The organism is Corallococcus sp. 4LFB (assembly GCF_046520365.1).
Taxonomy (GTDB): Bacteria; Myxococcota; Myxococcia; order Myxococcales; family Myxococcaceae; genus Corallococcus; species Corallococcus caeni.
On sequence record NZ_JBKGHJ010000121.1, the window covers coordinates 1 to 18,368 of the forward strand.

The 18,368-nt window shown below is 68.9% G+C and carries 21 protein-coding genes, 1 tRNA gene and 1 pseudogene; 16 read left to right on the forward strand and 7 right to left on the reverse strand.

The window, feature by feature from the left end:
• Both ACLEQD_RS15470 and ACLEQD_RS15475 read right to left on the reverse strand, forming a co-directional pair.
• Positions 1 to 437, reverse strand: a 437-nt coding sequence (locus tag ACLEQD_RS15470) for a response regulator (protein WP_410384792.1), incomplete at its 3' end; no start/stop codon positions are given.
• Positions 438 to 554: 117 nt separating this feature from the next.
• Positions 555 to 1,370, reverse strand: a complete 816-nt coding sequence (locus ACLEQD_RS15475; protein WP_410384794.1) for a chemotaxis protein CheW — start codon at positions 1,368 to 1,370, stop codon at positions 555 to 557.
• A gap of 52 nt (positions 1,371 to 1,422) precedes the next feature.
• On the opposite strand from ACLEQD_RS15475, the gene ACLEQD_RS15480 reads away from it, so the two are divergent.
• Positions 1,423 to 2,805, forward strand: a complete 1,383-nt coding sequence (locus ACLEQD_RS15480; protein WP_410384796.1) for a diguanylate cyclase — start codon at positions 1,423 to 1,425, stop codon at positions 2,803 to 2,805.
• Between the two features lie 14 nt (positions 2,806 to 2,819).
• On the opposite strand, the gene ACLEQD_RS15485 is transcribed toward ACLEQD_RS15480, so the two are convergent.
• Positions 2,820 to 3,209 (reverse strand): demethoxyubiquinone hydroxylase family protein, encoded by a 390-nt coding sequence (locus ACLEQD_RS15485; protein ID WP_120528314.1) that lies wholly within the window; start codon positions 3,207 to 3,209, stop codon positions 2,820 to 2,822.
• A 168-nt stretch (positions 3,210 to 3,377) separates the two neighbouring features.
• Here ACLEQD_RS15485 and sinK point away from each other — a divergent pair, with 168 nt between their 5' ends.
• Positions 3,378 to 4,895, forward strand: a complete 1,518-nt coding sequence (gene sinK / locus ACLEQD_RS15490) for a hybrid histidine protein kinase/response regulator SinK (protein WP_410384798.1) — start codon at positions 3,378 to 3,380, stop codon at positions 4,893 to 4,895.
• An 85-nt stretch (positions 4,896 to 4,980) separates the two neighbouring features.
• Here the strand turns inward: sinK and groL are convergent, their stop codons facing one another.
• Complete coding sequence (gene groL / locus ACLEQD_RS15495; RefSeq protein WP_171412508.1) at positions 4,981 to 6,624, reverse strand: chaperonin GroEL; 1,644 nt, start codon at positions 6,622 to 6,624, stop codon at positions 4,981 to 4,983.
• Between the two features lie 181 nt (positions 6,625 to 6,805).
• A complete protein-coding gene (locus ACLEQD_RS15500; protein WP_120529801.1) occupies positions 6,806 to 7,162 on the reverse strand; it encodes a response regulator in 357 nt (118 codons plus the stop codon).
• Between the two features lie 88 nt (positions 7,163 to 7,250).
• Here ACLEQD_RS15500 and ACLEQD_RS15505 point away from each other — a divergent pair, with 88 nt between their 5' ends.
• From ACLEQD_RS15505 to ACLEQD_RS15520, 4 genes are all read left to right on the forward strand, one after another.
• Positions 7,251 to 8,324, forward strand: coding sequence for a metallopeptidase family protein (locus ACLEQD_RS15505; RefSeq protein ID WP_410384800.1), 1,074 nt, complete (start codon positions 7,251 to 7,253; stop codon positions 8,322 to 8,324).
• A gap of 29 nt (positions 8,325 to 8,353) precedes the next feature.
• Positions 8,354 to 8,647: a hypothetical protein gene (locus ACLEQD_RS15510; RefSeq protein ID WP_410384802.1), complete on the forward strand. Its 294-nt coding sequence runs from the start codon at positions 8,354 to 8,356 to the stop codon at positions 8,645 to 8,647.
• A 163-nt stretch (positions 8,648 to 8,810) separates the two neighbouring features.
• Positions 8,811 to 9,779, forward strand: coding sequence for an SAM-dependent methyltransferase (locus ACLEQD_RS15515; RefSeq protein ID WP_410384804.1), 969 nt, complete (start codon positions 8,811 to 8,813; stop codon positions 9,777 to 9,779).
• A 43-nt stretch (positions 9,780 to 9,822) separates the two neighbouring features.
• A tRNA-Sec gene (locus ACLEQD_RS15520) sits at positions 9,823 to 9,921 on the forward strand.
• A gap of 1 nt (position 9,922) precedes the next feature.
• Here the strand turns inward: ACLEQD_RS15520 and ACLEQD_RS15525 are convergent.
• The gene (locus ACLEQD_RS15525; protein WP_410384806.1) at positions 9,923 to 10,168 is read right to left on the reverse strand and encodes a hypothetical protein; all 246 of its coding nucleotides are present in this window, start codon (positions 10,166 to 10,168) and stop codon (positions 9,923 to 9,925) included.
• Between the two features lie 536 nt (positions 10,169 to 10,704).
• Between ACLEQD_RS15525 and ACLEQD_RS15530 the strand changes: the two genes are divergently transcribed.
• The 6 genes from ACLEQD_RS15530 (at position 10,705) to ACLEQD_RS15555 (ending at position 15,547) form a co-directional block, all read left to right on the forward strand.
• Positions 10,705 to 12,060 carry a hypothetical protein gene (locus ACLEQD_RS15530; protein WP_410384808.1) on the forward strand — a complete coding sequence of 452 codons (1,356 nt, stop codon included), beginning with the start codon at positions 10,705 to 10,707 and terminating at the stop codon, positions 12,058 to 12,060.
• Positions 12,060 to 12,410, forward strand: a complete 351-nt coding sequence (locus ACLEQD_RS15535) for a DUF2019 domain-containing protein (RefSeq protein WP_410384810.1) — start codon at positions 12,060 to 12,062, stop codon at positions 12,408 to 12,410. The genes ACLEQD_RS15530 and ACLEQD_RS15535 overlap by 1 nt, the downstream gene beginning before the upstream one ends.
• A gap of 55 nt (positions 12,411 to 12,465) precedes the next feature.
• A complete protein-coding gene (locus tag ACLEQD_RS15540) occupies positions 12,466 to 12,822 on the forward strand; it encodes a DUF2019 domain-containing protein (protein ID WP_410384812.1) in 357 nt (118 codons plus the stop codon).
• A gap of 80 nt (positions 12,823 to 12,902) precedes the next feature.
• The gene (locus ACLEQD_RS15545) at positions 12,903 to 14,432 is read left to right on the forward strand and encodes a hypothetical protein (RefSeq protein WP_410384814.1); all 1,530 of its coding nucleotides are present in this window, start codon (positions 12,903 to 12,905) and stop codon (positions 14,430 to 14,432) included.
• Positions 14,429 to 14,875: a hypothetical protein gene (locus tag ACLEQD_RS15550; RefSeq protein ID WP_410384816.1), complete on the forward strand. Its 447-nt coding sequence runs from the start codon at positions 14,429 to 14,431 to the stop codon at positions 14,873 to 14,875. The genes ACLEQD_RS15545 and ACLEQD_RS15550 overlap by 4 nt, the downstream gene beginning before the upstream one ends.
• Before the next feature lie 51 nt (positions 14,876 to 14,926).
• On the forward strand, positions 14,927 to 15,547 hold the full coding sequence (locus tag ACLEQD_RS15555; RefSeq protein WP_410384818.1) for a hypothetical protein: 621 nt from the start codon (positions 14,927 to 14,929) through the stop codon (positions 15,545 to 15,547).
• 24 nt (positions 15,548 to 15,571) lie between these two features.
• Here ACLEQD_RS15555 and ACLEQD_RS15560 read toward each other — a convergent pair whose 3' ends face one another.
• The gene (locus ACLEQD_RS15560) at positions 15,572 to 15,724 is read right to left on the reverse strand and encodes a hypothetical protein (RefSeq protein ID WP_410384820.1); all 153 of its coding nucleotides are present in this window, start codon (positions 15,722 to 15,724) and stop codon (positions 15,572 to 15,574) included.
• A gap of 281 nt (positions 15,725 to 16,005) precedes the next feature.
• Between ACLEQD_RS15560 and ACLEQD_RS15565 the strand changes: the two genes are divergently transcribed.
• The 4 genes and pseudogenes from ACLEQD_RS15565 to ACLEQD_RS15580 form a co-directional block, all read left to right on the forward strand.
• The gene (locus tag ACLEQD_RS15565) at positions 16,006 to 16,440 is read left to right on the forward strand and encodes a response regulator transcription factor (protein WP_410384822.1); all 435 of its coding nucleotides are present in this window, start codon (positions 16,006 to 16,008) and stop codon (positions 16,438 to 16,440) included.
• A 104-nt stretch (positions 16,441 to 16,544) separates the two neighbouring features.
• Positions 16,545 to 17,393, forward strand: coding sequence for a phytanoyl-CoA dioxygenase family protein (locus ACLEQD_RS15570; RefSeq protein WP_410384824.1), 849 nt, complete (start codon positions 16,545 to 16,547; stop codon positions 17,391 to 17,393).
• A 33-nt stretch (positions 17,394 to 17,426) separates the two neighbouring features.
• The gene (locus ACLEQD_RS15575; protein WP_410384825.1) at positions 17,427 to 17,927 is read left to right on the forward strand and encodes a hypothetical protein; all 501 of its coding nucleotides are present in this window, start codon (positions 17,427 to 17,429) and stop codon (positions 17,925 to 17,927) included.
• A 68-nt stretch (positions 17,928 to 17,995) separates the two neighbouring features.
• Positions 17,996 to 18,368: pseudogene (locus ACLEQD_RS15580) on the forward strand (hypothetical protein); the annotation flags it as partial.

The window sequence follows — 18,368 nt, forward strand, 5'->3', positions numbered from 1 at the left end:
GCCGGGGCCACCGGCGTGGCGGTCTGGGGCAGCACGCGCGTCGCGGCGGAGGCGGGCATGGTGTTGGACTTCTGGCCCACCAGGGTCTTCACCTTGTCGAGGAGGATCTGGCTCTCGAAGGGCTTGGTGATGTGGTCATCCGCCCGGGCGGCCTTCGCGCGGTTCTCGTCGAACGCCTCGAAGGTGCCGGCCAGCAGCAGCACCGGGATGGCCTGCGTCGAGGGGTCGCTCTTGAGCGCCTCGCAGACCTCGTAGCCGCTCTTGCCCGGCATCATCACGTCCGCGAGCACCACGTCCGGGCGCAGCTCGCGCGTGCGGGAGATGGCGTCCAGCCCGTTGTCCACCGCGGTCACCTGGAAGTCTTCCGTCGCGAAGATCATCCCGATCACCTTGCGGATGGTGAGCGAGTCGTCGGCGATCAGCAGATTCTTGGGCATCGGCTCCGGCCTCGGGGGGCGCATACCCCCCTGAATTCGTTTGAGATTTCGGGCGAGCAAGCCTGCCTGCACGCCCTGTGTCAATCGGAGAAGCTTAGGATTCGCGCTTTGGGCCGATCAAGAAAACATGCGCTGCAGGTCCAGTAACATCACCGGATCCGGCAGCCCCGGCGCCCGGAAGGTTCCGGTCAGCTCGGCCGGCTTGAACTTCTGCAGCACGCCGAGCACCCGGGTGGCCGCCAGCCCCACATTCCGCCCCGCCAGCTCCGTCAGGACGAACAGGTCCTCCACCCGGGCCGGCGCCCCCAGGAGCGCCGGAACCGAGCAGATGGGCCACAGCGCCTGCGCGTGCGGATAGACGCCCGCCACGGGCCCGCTCTGCACCGGGAGGACGCTGAACGCTTCACCCCGGGGCACCACCTGGGAGACGTTGCCCAGCGGGACGCCGAACAGCACGCCCTGGGACTCCAGCACCAGCGCCCGCTCCGGGGGCGCGTCCACCCAGTGCACGGGCCGGGGCTCCGGCGGGGTGGCCCGGGGGCCCGCCCGGTGCGGCAGCGCCTCCACGATGAGCTCCAGGTACAGCCGGTCCTTGTGCAACACCGCGCCCCGGCTCAGGGGCGCCAGCGAGTCCGCCAGGCCGGGGGGCAGGAGGAAGAACGGATCCCGCGCCACGTCCGCGACCTCCACCACGGAGCGCACCCGCACCGCGAGCGTGGGGCTGACGTCCAGCACCACCACCATGCCCGGCACGTCCTCGGGGGGGCCGCCGAGCAGCGCGGAGAGATCCTTCACCTCCAGCACGCCGCGCAGGCTGGCGCCGCGCGCCCCCGGCATCGCGACCTCGATGACGGAGGTGGCCTCCACCGCGTAGCGCGTCTCACCGGCCTCCACCAGCAGGCAGAGCCGCCGTCCGCTTTCAAAGGGCGACACGGCGGAGGACCCTAGCAGCCTTCCAGGGTTGGGTGCTAAGCCCTGAACAGTCATGGCGCGACTGCTCCTCGTCGACGACGAAAAGATCGCCCGCAACCTCTACGGCGACTACCTCACGGCCGCGGGACACATCGTCACCGCGGTCGCCACCGTGGCGGATGCGAAGGACGCGCTCGCCGCGGGGCGGTTCGACGCGGTGGTGACGGACCTCATCCTCCCCGGCGGCGACGGCATGGAGATCCTCCGCCACGTGCGCGAGCGCTACCCGGGCGTGGAGGTGGTGGTCATCACCGGCCTGGACAAGGTCGCCCCCGCGGTGCGCGCCATCAAGAGCGGCGCGGCGGAGTACCTGGTCAAGCCGGTGGCGCCGGAGGCCCTGCAGCACGCCCTGCGCCGCGCGCTCACCACGCGCGACCTGATGCGCGAGAACGCGTCCCTGCGCCAGCACGTCGCGCTCCTGGAGGCGGGCCAGCGCATCGCCACCACGCTCGACCGCGAGCGGCTGGCCGCCGCCACCGCGGACGCGCTGGAGTCCATGGCCAACGCCTCCGCCGTGATGCTCCTGGAGCGCGACCCCGGGGCCTCGGGCTTGCGCTCGCACGGCATGCGCGGCCTGCCGGAGGACCTGTCCGAAGCGCTGGTGCCGCAGCTCACCGAGCGGCTCGCCGGAACGCGCACGGCCCAGTCACTCGACGGTTTGCAGGTGCCCTGGCCGCGCACCCTCACCTTCCCCGCCGTGGACGGCGACACGGTGCTGGGCCACGCGGTGCTCTTCCACGACAGCGCCCCTCCGGAGCACCACCCGGAGACGGTGAGCTTCCTCGTGCGCAACTGGGCGCTGGCCCTGCGCAACCTGGGCCGCTTCGCCGCCGTGGAGGACCTGGCGTACGTCGACGACCTCACCCGCCTGTTCAACACGCGCTACCTGCACCTGGTGCTGGACCGCGAGGTGAACGAGGCCCTCCAGACGCAGCGGCCCTTCTCCCTGCTGTTCCTGGACCTGGACCGCTTCAAGGCCATCAACGACACGCACGGGCACCTGGTGGGCTCGCGCGTGCTGGTGGAGGCCGCGCGCGTGCTCAAGGGCTGCGTGCGCGACCCGGACGTGGTGGCGCGCTTCGGCGGCGACGAGTACGTGGTGCTGCTGCGCGGCACCGACTCCGGCGGCGCCCTCAAGGTCGCCGAGCGCATCCGCCGCACCATGGAGACCCACCAGTTCCTGGGCCGCGAGGGGCTGGCGCTCAAGCTCACCACCTGCATCGGCGTGGCCAGCTTCCCGGAGCACGCCCAGGACAAGGACCACCTCCTGGACCTGTCCGACCGGGCCATGTACCGGGGCAAGCGCGGCACCCGGAACGTCGTCTACATGGCGGCGCAGGACCTGGAAGCCACCCCGGCCGAGCGCCGTCAGAACCCGCCGCCCCCGCAGGGCTGACGGCAGGGCCCGCGCTACTTGCGCAGGCTGCCCACGGTGAGGCGCTTGGGCAGCTCCACCTCCGCGGGCGCGCCGCCGCCGCCCTCCCCCACCGCCTCCACCTCCTCGTGGGACGCGCCGGTGGTGATGAGGCGGTACTTCTGCGACGCCTCGCGGTCGTGCTGGGCCTGCTCCGGATCCAGCCGCGCGATGAGCTGCCAGAACAGGGCCGCGTGCTCGCGCTCCTCGTCCATGACGTGCCGCAGGATGGCCTTCGCCTCCTCGTTGTCCGTCGCGTCCAGGTGCGCGGCGTAGAGGTTGATGGCGTCCAGCTCCGCCTCGATGTTGAGCCGGATGGAGCGGGCCAGTTCGGAGTCCGTCAGCTTCCGGGGCACCAGCGAGTGGAACGGGTTCGTCTGCGGCATGAGGGCCTCTGCGACAGGGAGAGTCCCCAGCAGGCGAGCGGGCATGCGCGTCCCGTCAGGCCCCGCTGGAGGGCGGTCGCGAGCATCCGTTCGGTCGCGAGCGGGGTCAACCGAATCCCGCTGGGGGTGCGTTGCGCCTGAACACCTGCCTCCGTCATGCTCCTTCGCATGGAGACCCCCTCGCCGCTCGCGCAGCTGCTCCAGGCCCTGGACGCGGGGGACCTGGACAAGGCACGGCTCGCGGCGGCGGCGCTGCAGCGCGCCAACGCCCATACCCACCAGGTCGCCGCGGAGGTCCTCCATGAGCTGCGCCAGCCCCTCCTGGGCGCGAAGGCCTACGCCCAGCTGCTGGCCGAGGAAGGGGGCGCCAGCGGGCCGCTGAAGCTGCTGCTCGCGCAGGTGGAGCGGATGGAGCAGATCGTCTCCGACTTCATCCGCCTGGCCAGCGAGCGGCCGGCCCCGCAGCAGCGGCTGTCCCTGGCCGCGCCCATCTGGGCGGCGGCGAAGGTGTTCAGCGTCAACCCGGACTCGGCGCGCATCTCCCTGGAGGTGGAGGCCCCCGAGGACCTCACCATCCAGGGCAACGCGCGGCTCATCGAGCAGCTCACGCTCAACCTGCTCAACAATGCGCGCGACGCCATGTCCGGCCGGGGCCGCGTGAAGGTGACGCTCGCGCGCGACGGCGCGTCCGCGGCCCTCTACGTGTCCGACTGGGGCCCGGGCATCCCGGACGAGCTCAAGACGCGCATCTTCGAGCCCTACGTCTCCGCCAGCAAACGCGGCACCGGCCTGGGGCTCGCCGTCTGTCGGCGCATCGCGCAGGAGCACCACGCGCAAATCGCCCTGGTGCCGCCGACGACGCTGCGCGAGGTGCCGCCCCCGGCCACGGTGTTCCGCGTGCTCTTCCCTCCCACGGACGCGCCCCGCCCGCCGCGCAAGCGGCTCTTGGTGGTGGACGACGAGGGCATCATCCGGATGGTCTTCAAGGACCTGATGGAGAAGGAGTGCGAAGTCATCGAAGCGGCCACGGGCGAGGCCGCGCTGGAGATTCTGCGCGCGTCGCGAGTGGACCTCATCGTCACGGACAAGAACCTGCCCGGGCTGTCCGGCCTGGAGCTGGCCCAGCACGCGCGCAAGCTGGACCCCGCCTCGCGCGTCATCCTGATGACGGGCTACCCGTCGCTGGTGACGACGCAGCAGGCGCTGCAGCTGGGCGTGGTGGACTACCTGCTCAAGCCCTTCGACGACATCCGCCAGGTGCGCGCGCTCCTGCGCCAGGCGCTGTACACGCCCGCGCCGCCGCCCGCCCCGGCCCCCAGCACCACCATGCGCCGCGTGGACGTGCTGGAGGACAACCCGGCCACCGCGCGGCTGATTTCAGAAGCGCTGGGCCTGCTGGGGCTGGAGGCCCGCATCGTCGCGGGCGCGGAGGTCGCCGCGCTGGAGCCTCCCGTGGGCGTGGTGGTGTCGTGGGACTTCGCGCCAGCCTACGGCAAGAAGGCGCTGGAGCTGGCCCGGGGCCTCAGCCAGGGCGCGCCCTTCGTCGTGCTGGCGGAGCACCTCACCATGGAGACGGCGCTGGCGTCGCTGCGCGCCGGGGCCGCCGCGTGCCTGCCCAAGCTGCTCTCCGACACCACGGCGCTCAGCCGCGAGCTGGGCCTGGCCTTCAAGAAGACCGCGTCCTGAAAAGACTCCGGCCCCGGGGGCCCCGCTTCGCGCGGAGCCCACCGGGGCCGGAAAACCCTACGGCACTACGGAGCCTTCAAGCGGCTCAGTAGTCCATGTCGTCGCCGCCGTACTCCGGCATGGCGCCGCCACCCGCGCCGCCCTTGGCCTTCTTCTTCGGGCGCTCGGCGATCATCGCCTCGGTGGTGAGCAGCAGGGACGCCACGGAGGCGGCGTTCTGCAGCGCGGTGCGCTCGACCTTCGTCGGGTCGATGACGCCGGCCTTCTCCAGGTCCTCGTAGGTCTCCGTGCGGGCGTTGAAGCCGAACGCGCCGGTGCCGTCCTTGACCTTGTTGATGACGACGGCGCCCTCGACGCCGGCGTTGCTGGAGATCTTGCGCAGGGGCTCCTGGAGCGCCTTGCGGATGATGTCCACGCCGAAGTCCTGCTCGCCGCCCAGCTTCAGGCCGTCCAGCGCCTTGAGGCTGCGGATGTAGGCCACGCCGCCGCCAGGGACGATGCCCTCTTCGACGGCCGCGCGGGTCGCGTGCAGCGCGTCCTCCACGCGGGCCTTCTTCTCCTTCATCTCCACCTCGGTCGCCGCGCCGACGTTGATGACCGCCACGCCGCCCACGAGCTTCGCCATGCGCTCCTGGAGCTTCTCGCGGTCGTAGTCGCTGGTGACCGTCTCAATCTGGGTGCGGATGAGCTTGATGCGGCCCTCGATGTCCGCCTTCTGGCCGGCACCGTCCACGATGGTGGTGTTGTCCTTGTCCACCGTGATGCGCTTGGCGCGGCCCAGGTCGGTGAGGGTCAGGTTCTCGTACTTGTGACCCAGCTCCTCGCTCACCACCATGCCGCCCGTCAGCGTGGCGATGTCCTTGAGCATGTCCTTGCGGCGGTCACCGAAGCCCGGCGCCTTCACCGCGGCCACGTTCAGCACGCCGCGGATCTTGTTGACCACCAGCGTGGCCAGGGCCTCGCCCTCGATGTCGTCCGCGATGATGAGCAGCGGCTTGCCCGAGCGCGCCACCTGCTCCAGCACGGGGATCATGTCCTGCATCGACGAGACCTTCTTCTCGCTGATGAGGATGTAGGGGTCGTCCATGACGACCTCCATGCGGTCCCGGTTCGTGACGAAGTACGGCGACACGTAGCCACGGTCGAACTGCATGCCCTCCACCACGTCGAGCGTCGTCTCCAGGCCCTTGGCCTCCTCGACGGTGATGACGCCCTCCTTGCCCACCTTCTCCATCGCGTCCGCGATGATGGTGCCGATGGTCTCGTCACCGTTCGCGGAGATGGTGCCCACCTGCGCGATGGCCTGCTTGTCGGACGTGGGCTTGGAGAGCTTCTTCAGCTCCGCCACCACCACCTCCACCGCCTTGTCGATGCCGCGCTTCAAGTCCATGGGGCTGTGGCCGGCGGCCACCAGCTTCAGGCCCTCCTCGTAGATGGCGCGCGCCAGCACCGTCGCCGTCGTCGTGCCGTCACCCGCCTTGTCGGAGGTCTTCGACGCGACCTCCTTCACCATCTGCGCGCCCATGTTCTCGAAGCGGTTCTCGAGATCGATCTCCTTGGCGACGGTGACGCCGTCCTTGGTGATGGTGGGCGAGCCGAAGCTCTTCTCGATGACCACGTTGCGGCCCTTGGGACCGAGCGTCACCGCGACCGCATCCGCGAGGATCCGGACGCCACGCAGGATGGAATCCCGCGCGGACTGATGGAAGAAGATTTCCTTCGCTGCCATCGCAACCTCCGATAATGCTTGGGGAATTTCTACAAATGGGGATGGCCGTTAGCACTCGGCCATGTCGAGCGCCAACATAAGGGTCGCGTCGACGATGTCAACGGAAAGGGGCAGGCGTGTGGGCCTGAGGACGCCTTCTGGCCCGCCCGGGTGGGGGGTTCAGGCGACCTGCCGGAAGGCCCTACTCCGCGAAGCGCACGAGGTTGAGCAACTGCCCCATGTCCAGGGGCTTCTGCAGGGTGATGGCGACGCCCTTGCGCAGGCCGCGGTCGGAGATGTTGGCGTCGTTGCTGGCGGTCATCATCAGGACGGAGATGTTCTGGAAGCGGGGGTCCGCCTTCAGCATCTCCGTGAAGTGGATGCCGTCCAGGTGGGGCATCAGGTAGTCGGTGATGACCAGCCCCACGGGATGCCGCTCCATGATGTCCAGGGCCTGGAGCGCGTCCGACGCCGAGAACACGGTGTAGCCATGCATCTCCAGGTAGCGAGAGAGCATGGTGCACAGCTCGTAATCGTCGTCGACGACCAGGATGTTCACGGGGTTCGGGCCAAAACGGGGCGCTGGAAGGTAACAGCCACGCCGGTCGTTGACAACGCGAAGCACGGCTTCTTAGCTGCCTGCCCGTATGGCGAAGCGCACGGCGAAGCAAGGGGAGGCGCAGGGCGTGGACGCGCGACTGGAAGGGGTGGCGGACGCCTTCGAGGCCCGGGACTTCGAGGCCGCGCTCGCCAGCGCAGACGCCCTGCTCCGGGACGTTCCGGACTCACCAGAAGCCCTGCACTACCGGGCCGCCGCGCTGGTGGAGGTGGGCCGCCTGGAGGACGCGGGCAGGGCCTATGGCGCCGCCCTGAAGGTTGCCCCGGAGGACCTGGAGATCCTCTTCGGCGCGGCGGAGTTCCTCGTGTGCCGCACGGGCGAGGACCGCGAGGCGGTGGAGGAGGGGCTGGAGTGGTGCGGCCGCGGGCTCAAGCTGGCGCAGAAGGCCGACGACGTGGAGCTCGTCTACGAGTTCCTCCTGCTGGAAGGGATGGGCCTCAACCAGTTGGGGGAGTGCGAGGCCGCGCTCAAGAGCCTGGACCAGGCGCTGACGCACATGCCGCGCTCCCCGGACGCACAGCTGGAGCGGGGCATCGCGCTTTTTGAACTCTGCCGCTTCGCGCCCGCGCAGGAGGCCTTCGAGCGGGTGCTCAAGGACGCGCCGGACGAGCCGTGGGCGCACCACTACCTGGGGCTCATCGCGGAGCGGCGCAAGGACGCGCGCGAGGCGAAGAAGCGCTTCACGCGCGCGCAGGTGCTGGCCCCGGAGGAGCTGCCGCCGCCGGTGGCCCTGGAGGAGGCGGCGTTCGACCGCGCGGTGGAGGACGCGATGCGCGCCCTGCCCTCGCAGGTGAAGCAGTACATGGACAACGTGACCCTGGCGGTGGAGGACCTGCCGTCGGACGAGGACCTGCTGGGTCAGCAGCCGCCGCTGTCGCCGTGCATCCTGGGGGTGTTCCGGGGCACGCCCGTGGGCGAGCGCAGCGTGATGGACGCGGCGGATCACTTCCCGCCCTCCATCGTGCTGTACCAGAAGAACCTGGAGCGCTTCGCGCGCACCCGCGAGGAGCTCATCGAGCAGATTGGCATCACGGTGATGCACGAGGTCGGTCACCTGATGGGTCTGGATGAGGACGACCTGTGGGAGCGGGGTCTGGACTAGCGCGCATCTCCCCTGCCCTGATGCGCGCCATGCGAGCATGGACGAGGCTGGGGCTGACGGCGGTGCTGGGCCTGGCGGGGTGCACGGGCGGCGGGGACGACACTCCGCGCGTGTGTCCGCAGGTGGTGGTGTTCGCGCGCTCGGACACCGGGACGTGCCAGGCGTTCCCGACGCCGTGCGACGTGCCGGAGGGCTACGTCGGGTGCTGCGGCGGGCTCTTCGGGGGCTGCGTGGCGGACGTGTCCGGGACGACCTGCGTGGATGATCCGACCGACACGTGCCAGCCCGGGAGGTCCGCGGACTGCCCGGGCATCTGCCAGTAGGCCGGGGCGGACGCGGCAGACCCCGGGCACGGCGCCCCCTGGGACAGCGGGCGGGCGTCCCCGCTCCTTTCACCAGTGAAAACCGACATGCGAGCCAGGCCTGGAATCACCGTGACACCGGCTAGGGTTCCGGCCATCGGTTGGAAGGCCAAGGAGGCTTGGGATGGTCAACGTGAGGCAGGTCGCGACGCGGTTGAAGAGTGCGCTCCTGGCGGACCCGGAGCGGTTCTACACGAACGAGACAGGGGCCTGGGTGGCGGGGCTGCCGGCGCCGCAGGACATCCGGGTGACGACGGGCCGGGAGCCCTTCTGGATCAACCTGGGCTACTGGAAGCACGTGGAGAAGGTGGACGACACCAACGTGGAGCGCGTGGGGGAGCTGTTCCGGTCCGCGCAGGCGGAGATGGCGCGCCTCTTGGCGAGGACGGCGAAGCTGGGGCCCGGCGACGCGGTGATGGACTGCGGCAACGGGTACGCGGATCAGGACCTGCTGTGGGCGGAGGAGTTCAAGCCCGCGAGCATCGTCGGGGTGAACATCACGCCCAACCAGGTGCGGGTGGGCCGCGAGCGGTTGAAGCTGACGGGGCTGGAGGGCGTGGTCCGGCTGGAGGTGGGCTCCGCGACGGCGCTGCCGGGCGGCGAGGGAGCGTTCGACGTGGTGTTCGCGCTGGAGTCCGCGATGCACTTCCGGACGCGGCAGGACTTCCTGCGCGAGGCGTTCCGGGTGCTGAAGCCGGGAGGCCGGCTGGTGATGGCGGACATGGCGCAGAAGACGGACCGCGAGGCGGGCGCCGGGCTGCGGCAGCGGCTGCGCTACCGCTACTGGCGGGGGCTGATTGCCTTTCCGGAGGAGAACGTCTGGTCGACGGAGCGCTACCTGTCGGAGCTGCGGCGGGCGGGGTTCCAGGACGCGAAGGTGGAGTCCATCGCGGACGACGTGTACCCGGCGGTGAACACGGCAATCGTGGCGCTGCGCGGGATGACGCAGCTGGAGAAGAAGCCGGGGAGCACGTCCCTGCACCAGGTGCGCGCGGACGTGCACCGGGCCATGCGGATGACGCCGGAGCAGCGCCAGTGGACCGCGCTGTTCAACTGCGACGAGTACGCCGTCGTGTTCGCGCGCAAGCCGTGACGGTGGTTGACGGGCCGGCGCCAAAGCGGCGGTAATCCGCGGCGGTAGGGCCTCCGGACCTGGTGGCCGGCCCGGTCTTCAAAACCGGTGAGGGGCTGCGAGAGCAGTCCCTGGCGAGTTCGATTCCCGTGCCCTACCGCCACTCATCTCCATGATCCGCGCGTGGCAGGCATCTGCGAGATGAATCGCCTCATCCTCATCTCACTGCCTTTGTATTTGATCCACGCCTCCTTCAGCTTCTTCACGCCGGAAGCGAAGCGCTTCAGATTGCGATGAAAGTGTGGTCCTGAAATGGGCGTTACGCGAATGACGTCACGCTCCATATTGCCGTCGACTCCGTTCTGCTCCAACGCAGGTGCGAGCCATCTCCAGAAGTAGTCATGAATCATTGTCATTTTTAGACGCTTTCACTGAAACGCCTGCACCGCCAACCGACTGCCTCGATGACAAAGCCATACCTCGCCATGGTCATCAAGCGCGAAACAGCCTTGAACAGCACTGTTTGGACCAATGGGAATGTTGATTTCAACGGTCGGCGTATATGCCGAAGTGGAGTTCCCCAGCGCCAGGACAATTGGTCGGCCAGACTTCATGAGGCGCTTGGCGCTAAATCCAATCGCAAGCCCCCTCCCTCCCAGGTCCAAGTCGGGAAGGGCTCAGATGAGCCATCCGGGAAACTCCAGTACCTATTCTGACCCGGACCATGGGCCCTGAGAATCTTCTTTATTTTCTTGAGTGCGCGGTCCACTTCGGAAGCGTCGGTAAGGATTCGCATGGCCGTCATGCAACCTCTCGGTCTTTCTGCACGTGGTCTTGGTTGGGGGCATAGACACCTTCGACCTACTTCCCAGGGAGTATGCTGTCAGATTGTGAGCGCGTCGCCCATCGCCGTTCTCAAAGGGGGTCAGCGCCAGGAGGGCTCCGCATGCTGCAACGATGGGCGATTCCCCTATTGATCGTGATGCTGGCCGGATGCAGCGGCACCACGAAGTCCGTGCGCCTGCACACGGGCCACGGCGTCCCTATCGTCCTCACCCCACGCAGCGGCGATGCCGCGCCGGTGGAGTTGGACGAAGACGACTTCGTTGAAACCGTAGAAGCGCTTGCCCAGAGTGTGCGGCCTCCCACCCGGCCCCAGGAAACGGCCCGGCGGTTGTTCGAGGTGGAGCCGCGCAGCGGTTCATACCTGTACGAGCCGCGAAGCCACCGTGTCATCCCGCTGGGACCGGGCGAACACCTGGAGGGCGAACAACCCGCGACAGAGGTGGAGTTGACGCGCGCCTACCTGCGCTGGTGCGGGCGCACGAACAAGCCCGGCGATTGCCTGCGCCTCCTGGTGGAGAACCCCACCGTCACCGGGGATGGCCGTTACGCCCTGGCCATGGCCCTGGCCCAGGGCGTCGTACGGGACGAGATGATGGACGCCTTCAAGGACATGGCCGACCCCCAGGCCATGATGGCGGCGGTCCTTTGGACGTGGACCACGTACTGCATCTTGCTCGCGGTGCCCGAGCCTTTCTCGAAGGGCGTGGCCGCTGTGATGACCGCCTCCCTCATTGCCTACGTGGGGGTCGATACATTCTGGAGCCTCATCGTGGGCTTCAAGCGGTTGGTGGAGGAGGCGGAGCGGGCCACCACGTTTGACGAACTCCGCGAGACGGGGGAGCGCTACGGCAAGGTCATGGGCCGCAACGCGGCGCGTGCGTTCGCCATGTTGGCCACGGCCGCCCTTGGGAACACGGCGGCGGGGCTGGGGGCGAAGGTGCCAATGCTCCCCGGCGCCGCGCAGGCGGCGGTGCAGGCCGAAGCGCAGATGGGCATCAGGCTCGCGGCGGTCGCGGACGTGGGAACGGTGGCCGTGAGCGCCGAGACCGTCACCATCGCCCTCGCGCCCGGCGCGGTGGCCATGGCGGCCAGAGGCACGGGCAGCGGCGCCTCCGCCAAGGCGCGTCCTACGGGCTACAGGGCCTGGGGCTCGTTCAGCGGCTTCAAGAAGGCCCTGGGCCCGGCGGGCCCAGGGCAGGAGTGGCACCACATCGTCGAGCAGACCCCGGGCAACGTGAAGCGCTTCGGCCCCCGGTCCCTCCACAACACCGAGAACATCATCCCGCTGGACAAGAGCCTGCACACCAAGGTCAGTTCCCTCTACTCGTCGGTCCGCTACGACATTACTCAATCGCTCACGCAGACCGTACGGCGGTGGTTGAGCACACAGTCCTATGAGGCCCAACGCGAGTTCGGGCTGTTGGCCATTGAGAACGTGAAGAAGAGGGTCTGGTGATGACGTTGGAAGAGCTGGTCGAGCAGTTCGCTCGGAACGTTGCGGCCCAGACTGATGCCATTCATCGAGGAGATTCCAGGACGGGGAACAAGCACGCCAAGCAGTACACCGCCGCGCTTCAGGCGCTACGCGCGAAGGGGAATACTGGGCGAGACGCCCTCGCCGTACTGCTGAAGCATCCTCGTACGGATGTTCGAGCCATGGCGGCTGCGTTTCTGCTCCGCTACCGGACGGCAGAAGCCAAGGCGGTCCTGGAAGCGGCAGCGAACGAGGGAGGAGTTGCCGCCATCGGAGCGATCATGACCCTACGACGTTGGAAGGACGGCACGTGGGCCCTCGATCCGGAGTAGGCCAACGTGACTTCGGGCTTCTGGCCATTGAGAACGTCGGAAAGGGGCTCTGGAGATGAAGCTGCAGGACCTTGTCGAGCAGTTCGCCGAGAACGTGGTCGCGCAGAACGAGGCCATCTTCCGGGGAGACGCCAGGACTGGAAACAAGCACGCCAGGAAGTACGGTGCCGCCGTCGATAAGCTCCTGGCCCACGGCAATGCCGGGCGTGACGCGCTCTGCGTACTGCTCAAACATGAGCGCATGGACGTGCGCGTGATGGCTGCCGCGCATCTGCTCCGCTATCGGACAGCCGAAGCCAAAGCGGTCCTGGAAGAAGCTGCCAAGGGGCAGGGGCTGGTCCCGTTCGGAGCGCAGCAGGCATTGAAGCGCTGGGAAGAAGGAAACTGGGAGCTTGATCCAGAGCAGCCTTGATCGTGGCTGAGAAGGCCATGGTTCGCGCAGGCTGCGCCGAAACCTGAACGGTTCTGCGCGGGATGGGGCAGCGTGGCGGCATGCGAAAGGTCGATGACGTAGAGCGCTTCGCCGCCGCAGCGCGGCGAGCCGGGTGGGCGGACCCATCCAAGGTCGACGACGCCCTCCAACTGGGAATCACGGCGTCGCTCGCTGGCGACCACGCCTCCGCGTGCGCAATCTTCAGAGCACTGCTCATCCCCATGTCCGACGGGGACATCGACTTGGGACAGGATGAGATGGCCCAGGAGGTCCTGTCCGTGGATCTCCACGACTGCGCGACGCGGTACCTCGCTGCCGTCTACATGACCACGCCGGTCGCGGCGCGGGCGGACGCCCTCATGGCTGCACTCGACGAGGCGAACGGGCTCTCGTACTTCAGCGATCCCATCGAGGAACTCCAGGCGGCGCTTGGCAGGACGCGCCCTGACCTGGAGGCGTTCCTGCCCGCATGGATCGCTCGCCTCGAGCGGGACGCGAAGCCGGTGTCGATGTGGGAGTCCCAGAAGGAGCGCTGGCTCCGCGCCGCGATCGGACGGCGGGACGGCGTCGCGGGGCTCGAGCGCATCGCGCGCACGACGAGACACCCCCAGGCCGTACAGGCCTGGTGCGACGCGGTCAAGGCGGCTGGCGATGGGACAAAGACGCTCAGGGCCTATGAGACCGGTGCGGCGCTCGTGACGGCCGTGGGTTGGCGCGGGGGCCTCCTCGACGGGGCTGCGCTCGCCGCCCAGGCGCTCGGACGAAAGGACGCGCAGACGAAGCTCAAGGCGGCATGGCTCGGCGCGCCGTCCCTCACGCGGCTGCTGCGGTGGCTGTTCGCCGGAGAACCGACCTCCGCGACGCTTCGCAAGCGTGCGGCCTCCGCGCTGAAGGCTAGCCCGACAAAGTCCCCCCGGCTCGTCGGGTTCCTGGAGGTGCTGGTGGGCGACCTCGAATCCGCCGCCCGGCGGCTGGCGCGGGCCCCCGGCCTTGGCTGGTCGAGCAGCGACCATCCAGGCCACCTCCTGTTCCCGGTGTTCGCGTGGCTGCTCGGTGGCACGCCGAAGGGCTCGGTTCGTGCGGGACTCGCGCAGGCGCTCATTCAACCGCCGGACCGGGACGACGACATCGGGTTTGAACTGCTCAATGAGGGCGGCCCTGCGCAGGACGCCAGACCGCGGCTTGTGACCCCGTCGGTCGTCGACGCGCTTCAGCGGGCAGAGGTCACCAGGCGCCTCACGGCCCAGGAGCGCGGGGTGGCGCTCGCGGCGATGAAGGCCGCGGCGACGAAGCGCACCGAGGGGGTGCTCGGCGGGAAGCGGCGCCGCCACTACGGGCACGCCGCCGCGCTCGTCGCCTGCTGCGTCGAACTCGAGGACGGAACTCGCGGGGCCGCCGGAACCTCGACGTGGGCCGAGGCGCTTCGCGCGCGGACGTCCCGGTTCCCCGCCTTCCAGGAGGCGCTTCGCGCACCGCTGGCGCGGGCGCGAAGGAGCGCAGGGCCCATGGACGACCCAGACACAGGCGGCCATCACGCGGCGCCCGAAGCAGGCCGCACGTGGACGGAGCCCCAGGAGGACGACACATGAGCGAGTACCAGTGCTACGAGTTCACCGCGATCGACCGGCCACTCACGTCGAAGCAGATGGCCGAACTGCGCGGCATCTCGACGCGCGCGGAGATTTCACCGACCCGCTTCTGGAACGAGTACCACTGGGGCGACCTCAAGGCCGATCCAGCGAAGCTCCTCGCGCGCTATTTCGACGCACATCTCTACTTCGCGAACTGGGGCACGCACCGGCTGATGCTGCGTCTGCCCAGGGCGCGCGCCGACGTGAAGGTGCTGAAGGGGTACTTCACCGGCCTAAACGCAGCGCGCCTCACGCTCGTCGGCGAGCACGTCGTGCTCGACTTCAGCAGCCAGGACGAAGCGCCCGAGGACGACGGAGAAGGCCAGGGCTCGCTCGCGGCGCTGTCGTCCGTCCGCGCGGAGCTGTTGCGCGGCGACCTGCGTCCCGCCTATCTCGCCTAGCTCCTGGCGCTCCAGGCGGGTGAGGTCGGCGACGATGCCCCAGAGCCGCCGGTGCCCGCGGGGCTTGCCACGCTCACAGCGGCGCAGCTGGCAATGGTGGAGTTCCTTCGCATCGACGTCGATCTCCTCGCTGCGGCGGCACGCGAAAGCGCGGAGCCCGACGAAGGCGACGACGCCTTCCGACGTTGGGTCACGCGCCTTCCACCCGCCCACAAGGACCAGTGGCTGCTGCGCGCGGTCGACGATCCCGACCTCGCGCTCGGCGGTGAGCTGCTGCGGACCTTCCGTGCGGCACAGGGCCCGGGCGCAGCCTCCGCGCGACGCACGGCTCGTGAGTTGCAAATCCTCGCCGAGACGCAGCAAGGAATGAGGGAGAAGGCTGAGGCCACCCGCGCGAAGAAGGCTCGGGACGCAGCTGAGAAGAAGCTCCAGCGCAAGCTCGACGCGCTCGAGCGTGATGTCGGCGCCGCGTGGGTGAAGCTCGAGAAGCTCGTGGAGGCGAGCGCCTACGAAGAGGCCTTGATGCTCGCCGTCGACTTGAAGGCGCTCGCGACGCGCGGGGACGAGCGCCAGGACTTCGCGACGCGCTTCGAGGCGATGCGCAAGCGGCAGCTCCGGCGGCGTGGATTCTTCGACCGGTGGAAGCACCAGGGCGAGGCCGCGAGGCGGTGAGCACAGAGGGCAATCCCTCCCGCTTCAAGGGCACGCCTCGGTCAGCAGGTCCTTGTTGCGCACCAGGCCCACGCCGTCGCTCCCCCCGAGCGGCTTCTTCGTGGCCACCAGGATGGCGTTGCCATCGTTGAAGGCATCGAACTCCGCGCCGTCTATCACGAAGGCCCTGGCGTTCAACGACCCCTCAGGTCCATCACCCACGCATCGGAAAACCAACGTCACCCACGCTCGGGTGACGCGCGCACGCTGACGCAGCTGCGTCCGGCCAGCACGCAGGACGCCCGTGAATGCAACGGGCGTCGCACGTGATTCCAGCAGGTCGCGACAATGGTCCTGGCCTTGCAGCCAGCGGCGGCGCGTGCGTGCAAGCAGCGTCCTGCTTCACGGCGCCTCCCCCTTATGACCCAAGCGCCCCTTTCCTCGAGTCCGTGTTTCATCCTCCCGCCAGGAGGGCTCAGGTGAATCCCTTCGATTCCCGCCCCCTGACCAGCGCCGAACAGGAGATCGTCGACTTCCTCCTCCAGGGCTGGACCAACAAGCAGATCGCCGCCTGCCGTGGCACCAGCGTGGGGACCGTGGCGAACCAGATCGCCGCCATCTACCAGAAGCGGGGGGTCTACTCCCGCGCGGACCTGCTGGTCCGCTTCTCGGTGAGCCCCCCGGAGCCTGGCCCGGCCCGGCCCTCGCTCTCCTGCCTGTCCTCGCGCGAGCAGGAGGTCGTCCTCCAGGCCATCCAGGGACACTCCAACAAGCTCATCGCCATCGAACTGGAGCTCACCGAGTCCACGATCGCGACGCACCTGCGCCGCGCGCTCGTCAAACTCAGGCTGGGTTCGCGACGCGAGCTCATCGTGGAGCTCCAGCACGCCGGGGCAACCTCTGACGTCCCGTGAAACACGGTCAACCGCAGCGACCGTCACCGAAGTGCCCATGGATGTGAATGGCGAAATCCGTCATTCCTTTCCCAGACAGATGGATTCACGGTCTGGGAGAAACCATGAGACGCGTCTTCAGTGACCCCGCGCATGAAGCCCTGTTTCAGCGCGAGGGGGCAGTCGTCGTTCCCCTGCTGGATGCCAGCGAAGTCCAATCCCTCCATGAGGCCTACCACGCCCACCTCCCCAGCGTGGGCATGGGCTTCCACGCCACCATGTTCAGCCGCGACGTGGCCCTGCGCACGCGGGTGGACGTCGCGGTGCGGGAGCTGCTGGCGCCCAAGATCCTGCCCCTGCTGTCGCGCTACCGCGCCGTCGTGGGCAACTTCGTGATGAAGGAGCACGGGCGCCGCGACAGCGAGGTCCCCGTGCACCAGGACTGGAGCTTCGTGGAGGAGCCGCGCATGCGCTCCCTCAACGTCTGGTGCCCCCTGGTGGACACCACGCCCGCCAACGGCCGCCTCCACGTCTTCAAGGGCAGCCACAACTTCGTGCGCGTCCTGCGCGGCCCGTTCTTCCCCAACCCCTACGTCACGCTCGCGCAGGAGATCCGCGAGCGCTTCCTCACCGAGCTGCCCCTGCGCGCGGGCGACGCCGTCATCTACGACCACGGCCTCGTCCACGCCTCGCCGCACAACGTGAGCGGTCAGGCGCGGCTCGCCGTCAACCTGGCCCTGGTCCCCGAGGAGGCCGACCTCATCCACGGCTACCTCGACCGGAGCCGCGAGGACCGGCGCCCGGAGGTCTTCCGCGTGGATGACGCCTTCTACCTGCGCAACATCGTGGGCGAGCGGCCCCAGGGCGTGGAGAGCCTCGGCTTCGCCGATGGCGCCATCCCCCAGCTGAGCTCCGCCGAGCTGAACCAGCTCCACCAGCAGGCCTTCCGGGCGTCCCACGCCACGGTGTCGTGAGCAGTCCCCCTGTACAACCCAAGGAGCAGAACCATGGCGAAGTTCGTTGGTAGCAACGAGTTCTATGCGCGCGCCGCCCAGCTCGGGCACAGCCGCGCGGAGATCGACAGCAAGGGTCACCAGGCGACGACCGTGGTGGTCCAGTCGATGCAGGAGCTGAGGAAGCTGGTCCAGCCGCAGGACCCGAAGGCGCGCGAGGCCCGGCAGGCGATGCTCGACGCGGTGGCGAACGCGTCGGCGGGTCAGGAGCTGCCCCTGGAGCACCACGTCAATGGCTACCTCTTCGGGACCCGCGAGCTGTCCGCGGAGCACGAGGCCCACTGCGCGGAGTCGTTCCCGCTGACGCTCGCGCTGGTCTCCATGGGGACCGGCACCCTGCCGCCCGGCGAGACGCTCATCGGGCCCAATGGCAATCCAGTGGTCTGGAATTACGACACCCTCAACATCCCGGATGGCTCGTGGATCACCACGCAGACCACCAACTTCACGCTGAACGTGACCCGCCTGGTCATGCAGTACACGCCGCCCAGCTGAGCCATCCCTTCCCGTTCGTGAAACCCCGCTGAACCAACCTGAAACACACACACGGAAGACACCTACCAATGAGCAAACCCTATCACATTGGCATCATGGGCGCGGTCCAGAACCAGGCCCCCAACGGGGGCAACGGGAACCCCGGCGTCAACGGCGCGACCGGCGAAGGCGGCAGCTGCGTCTGGGGCAACTCCCACTGCTCCGTCGACGGCAAGCGCGGCGTGGACGGCGCCGTCGGGACCGCGGGCCTCGCGGGCCAGCCCGGCCTGACGGGCTCCACCGCGCTGCAGGCGGACATCAGCATCGGCACGCTGACGGGCACGCTGGCCGTGTGGTCCCAGGGCGGTCCCGGCCAGCAGGGCGGCAACGGCGGCAACGGCGGCAACGGCGGCAACGGCGGCAACGGCGGCACGGGGCCTTCGTGCCAGGCCGTGGGCTGCG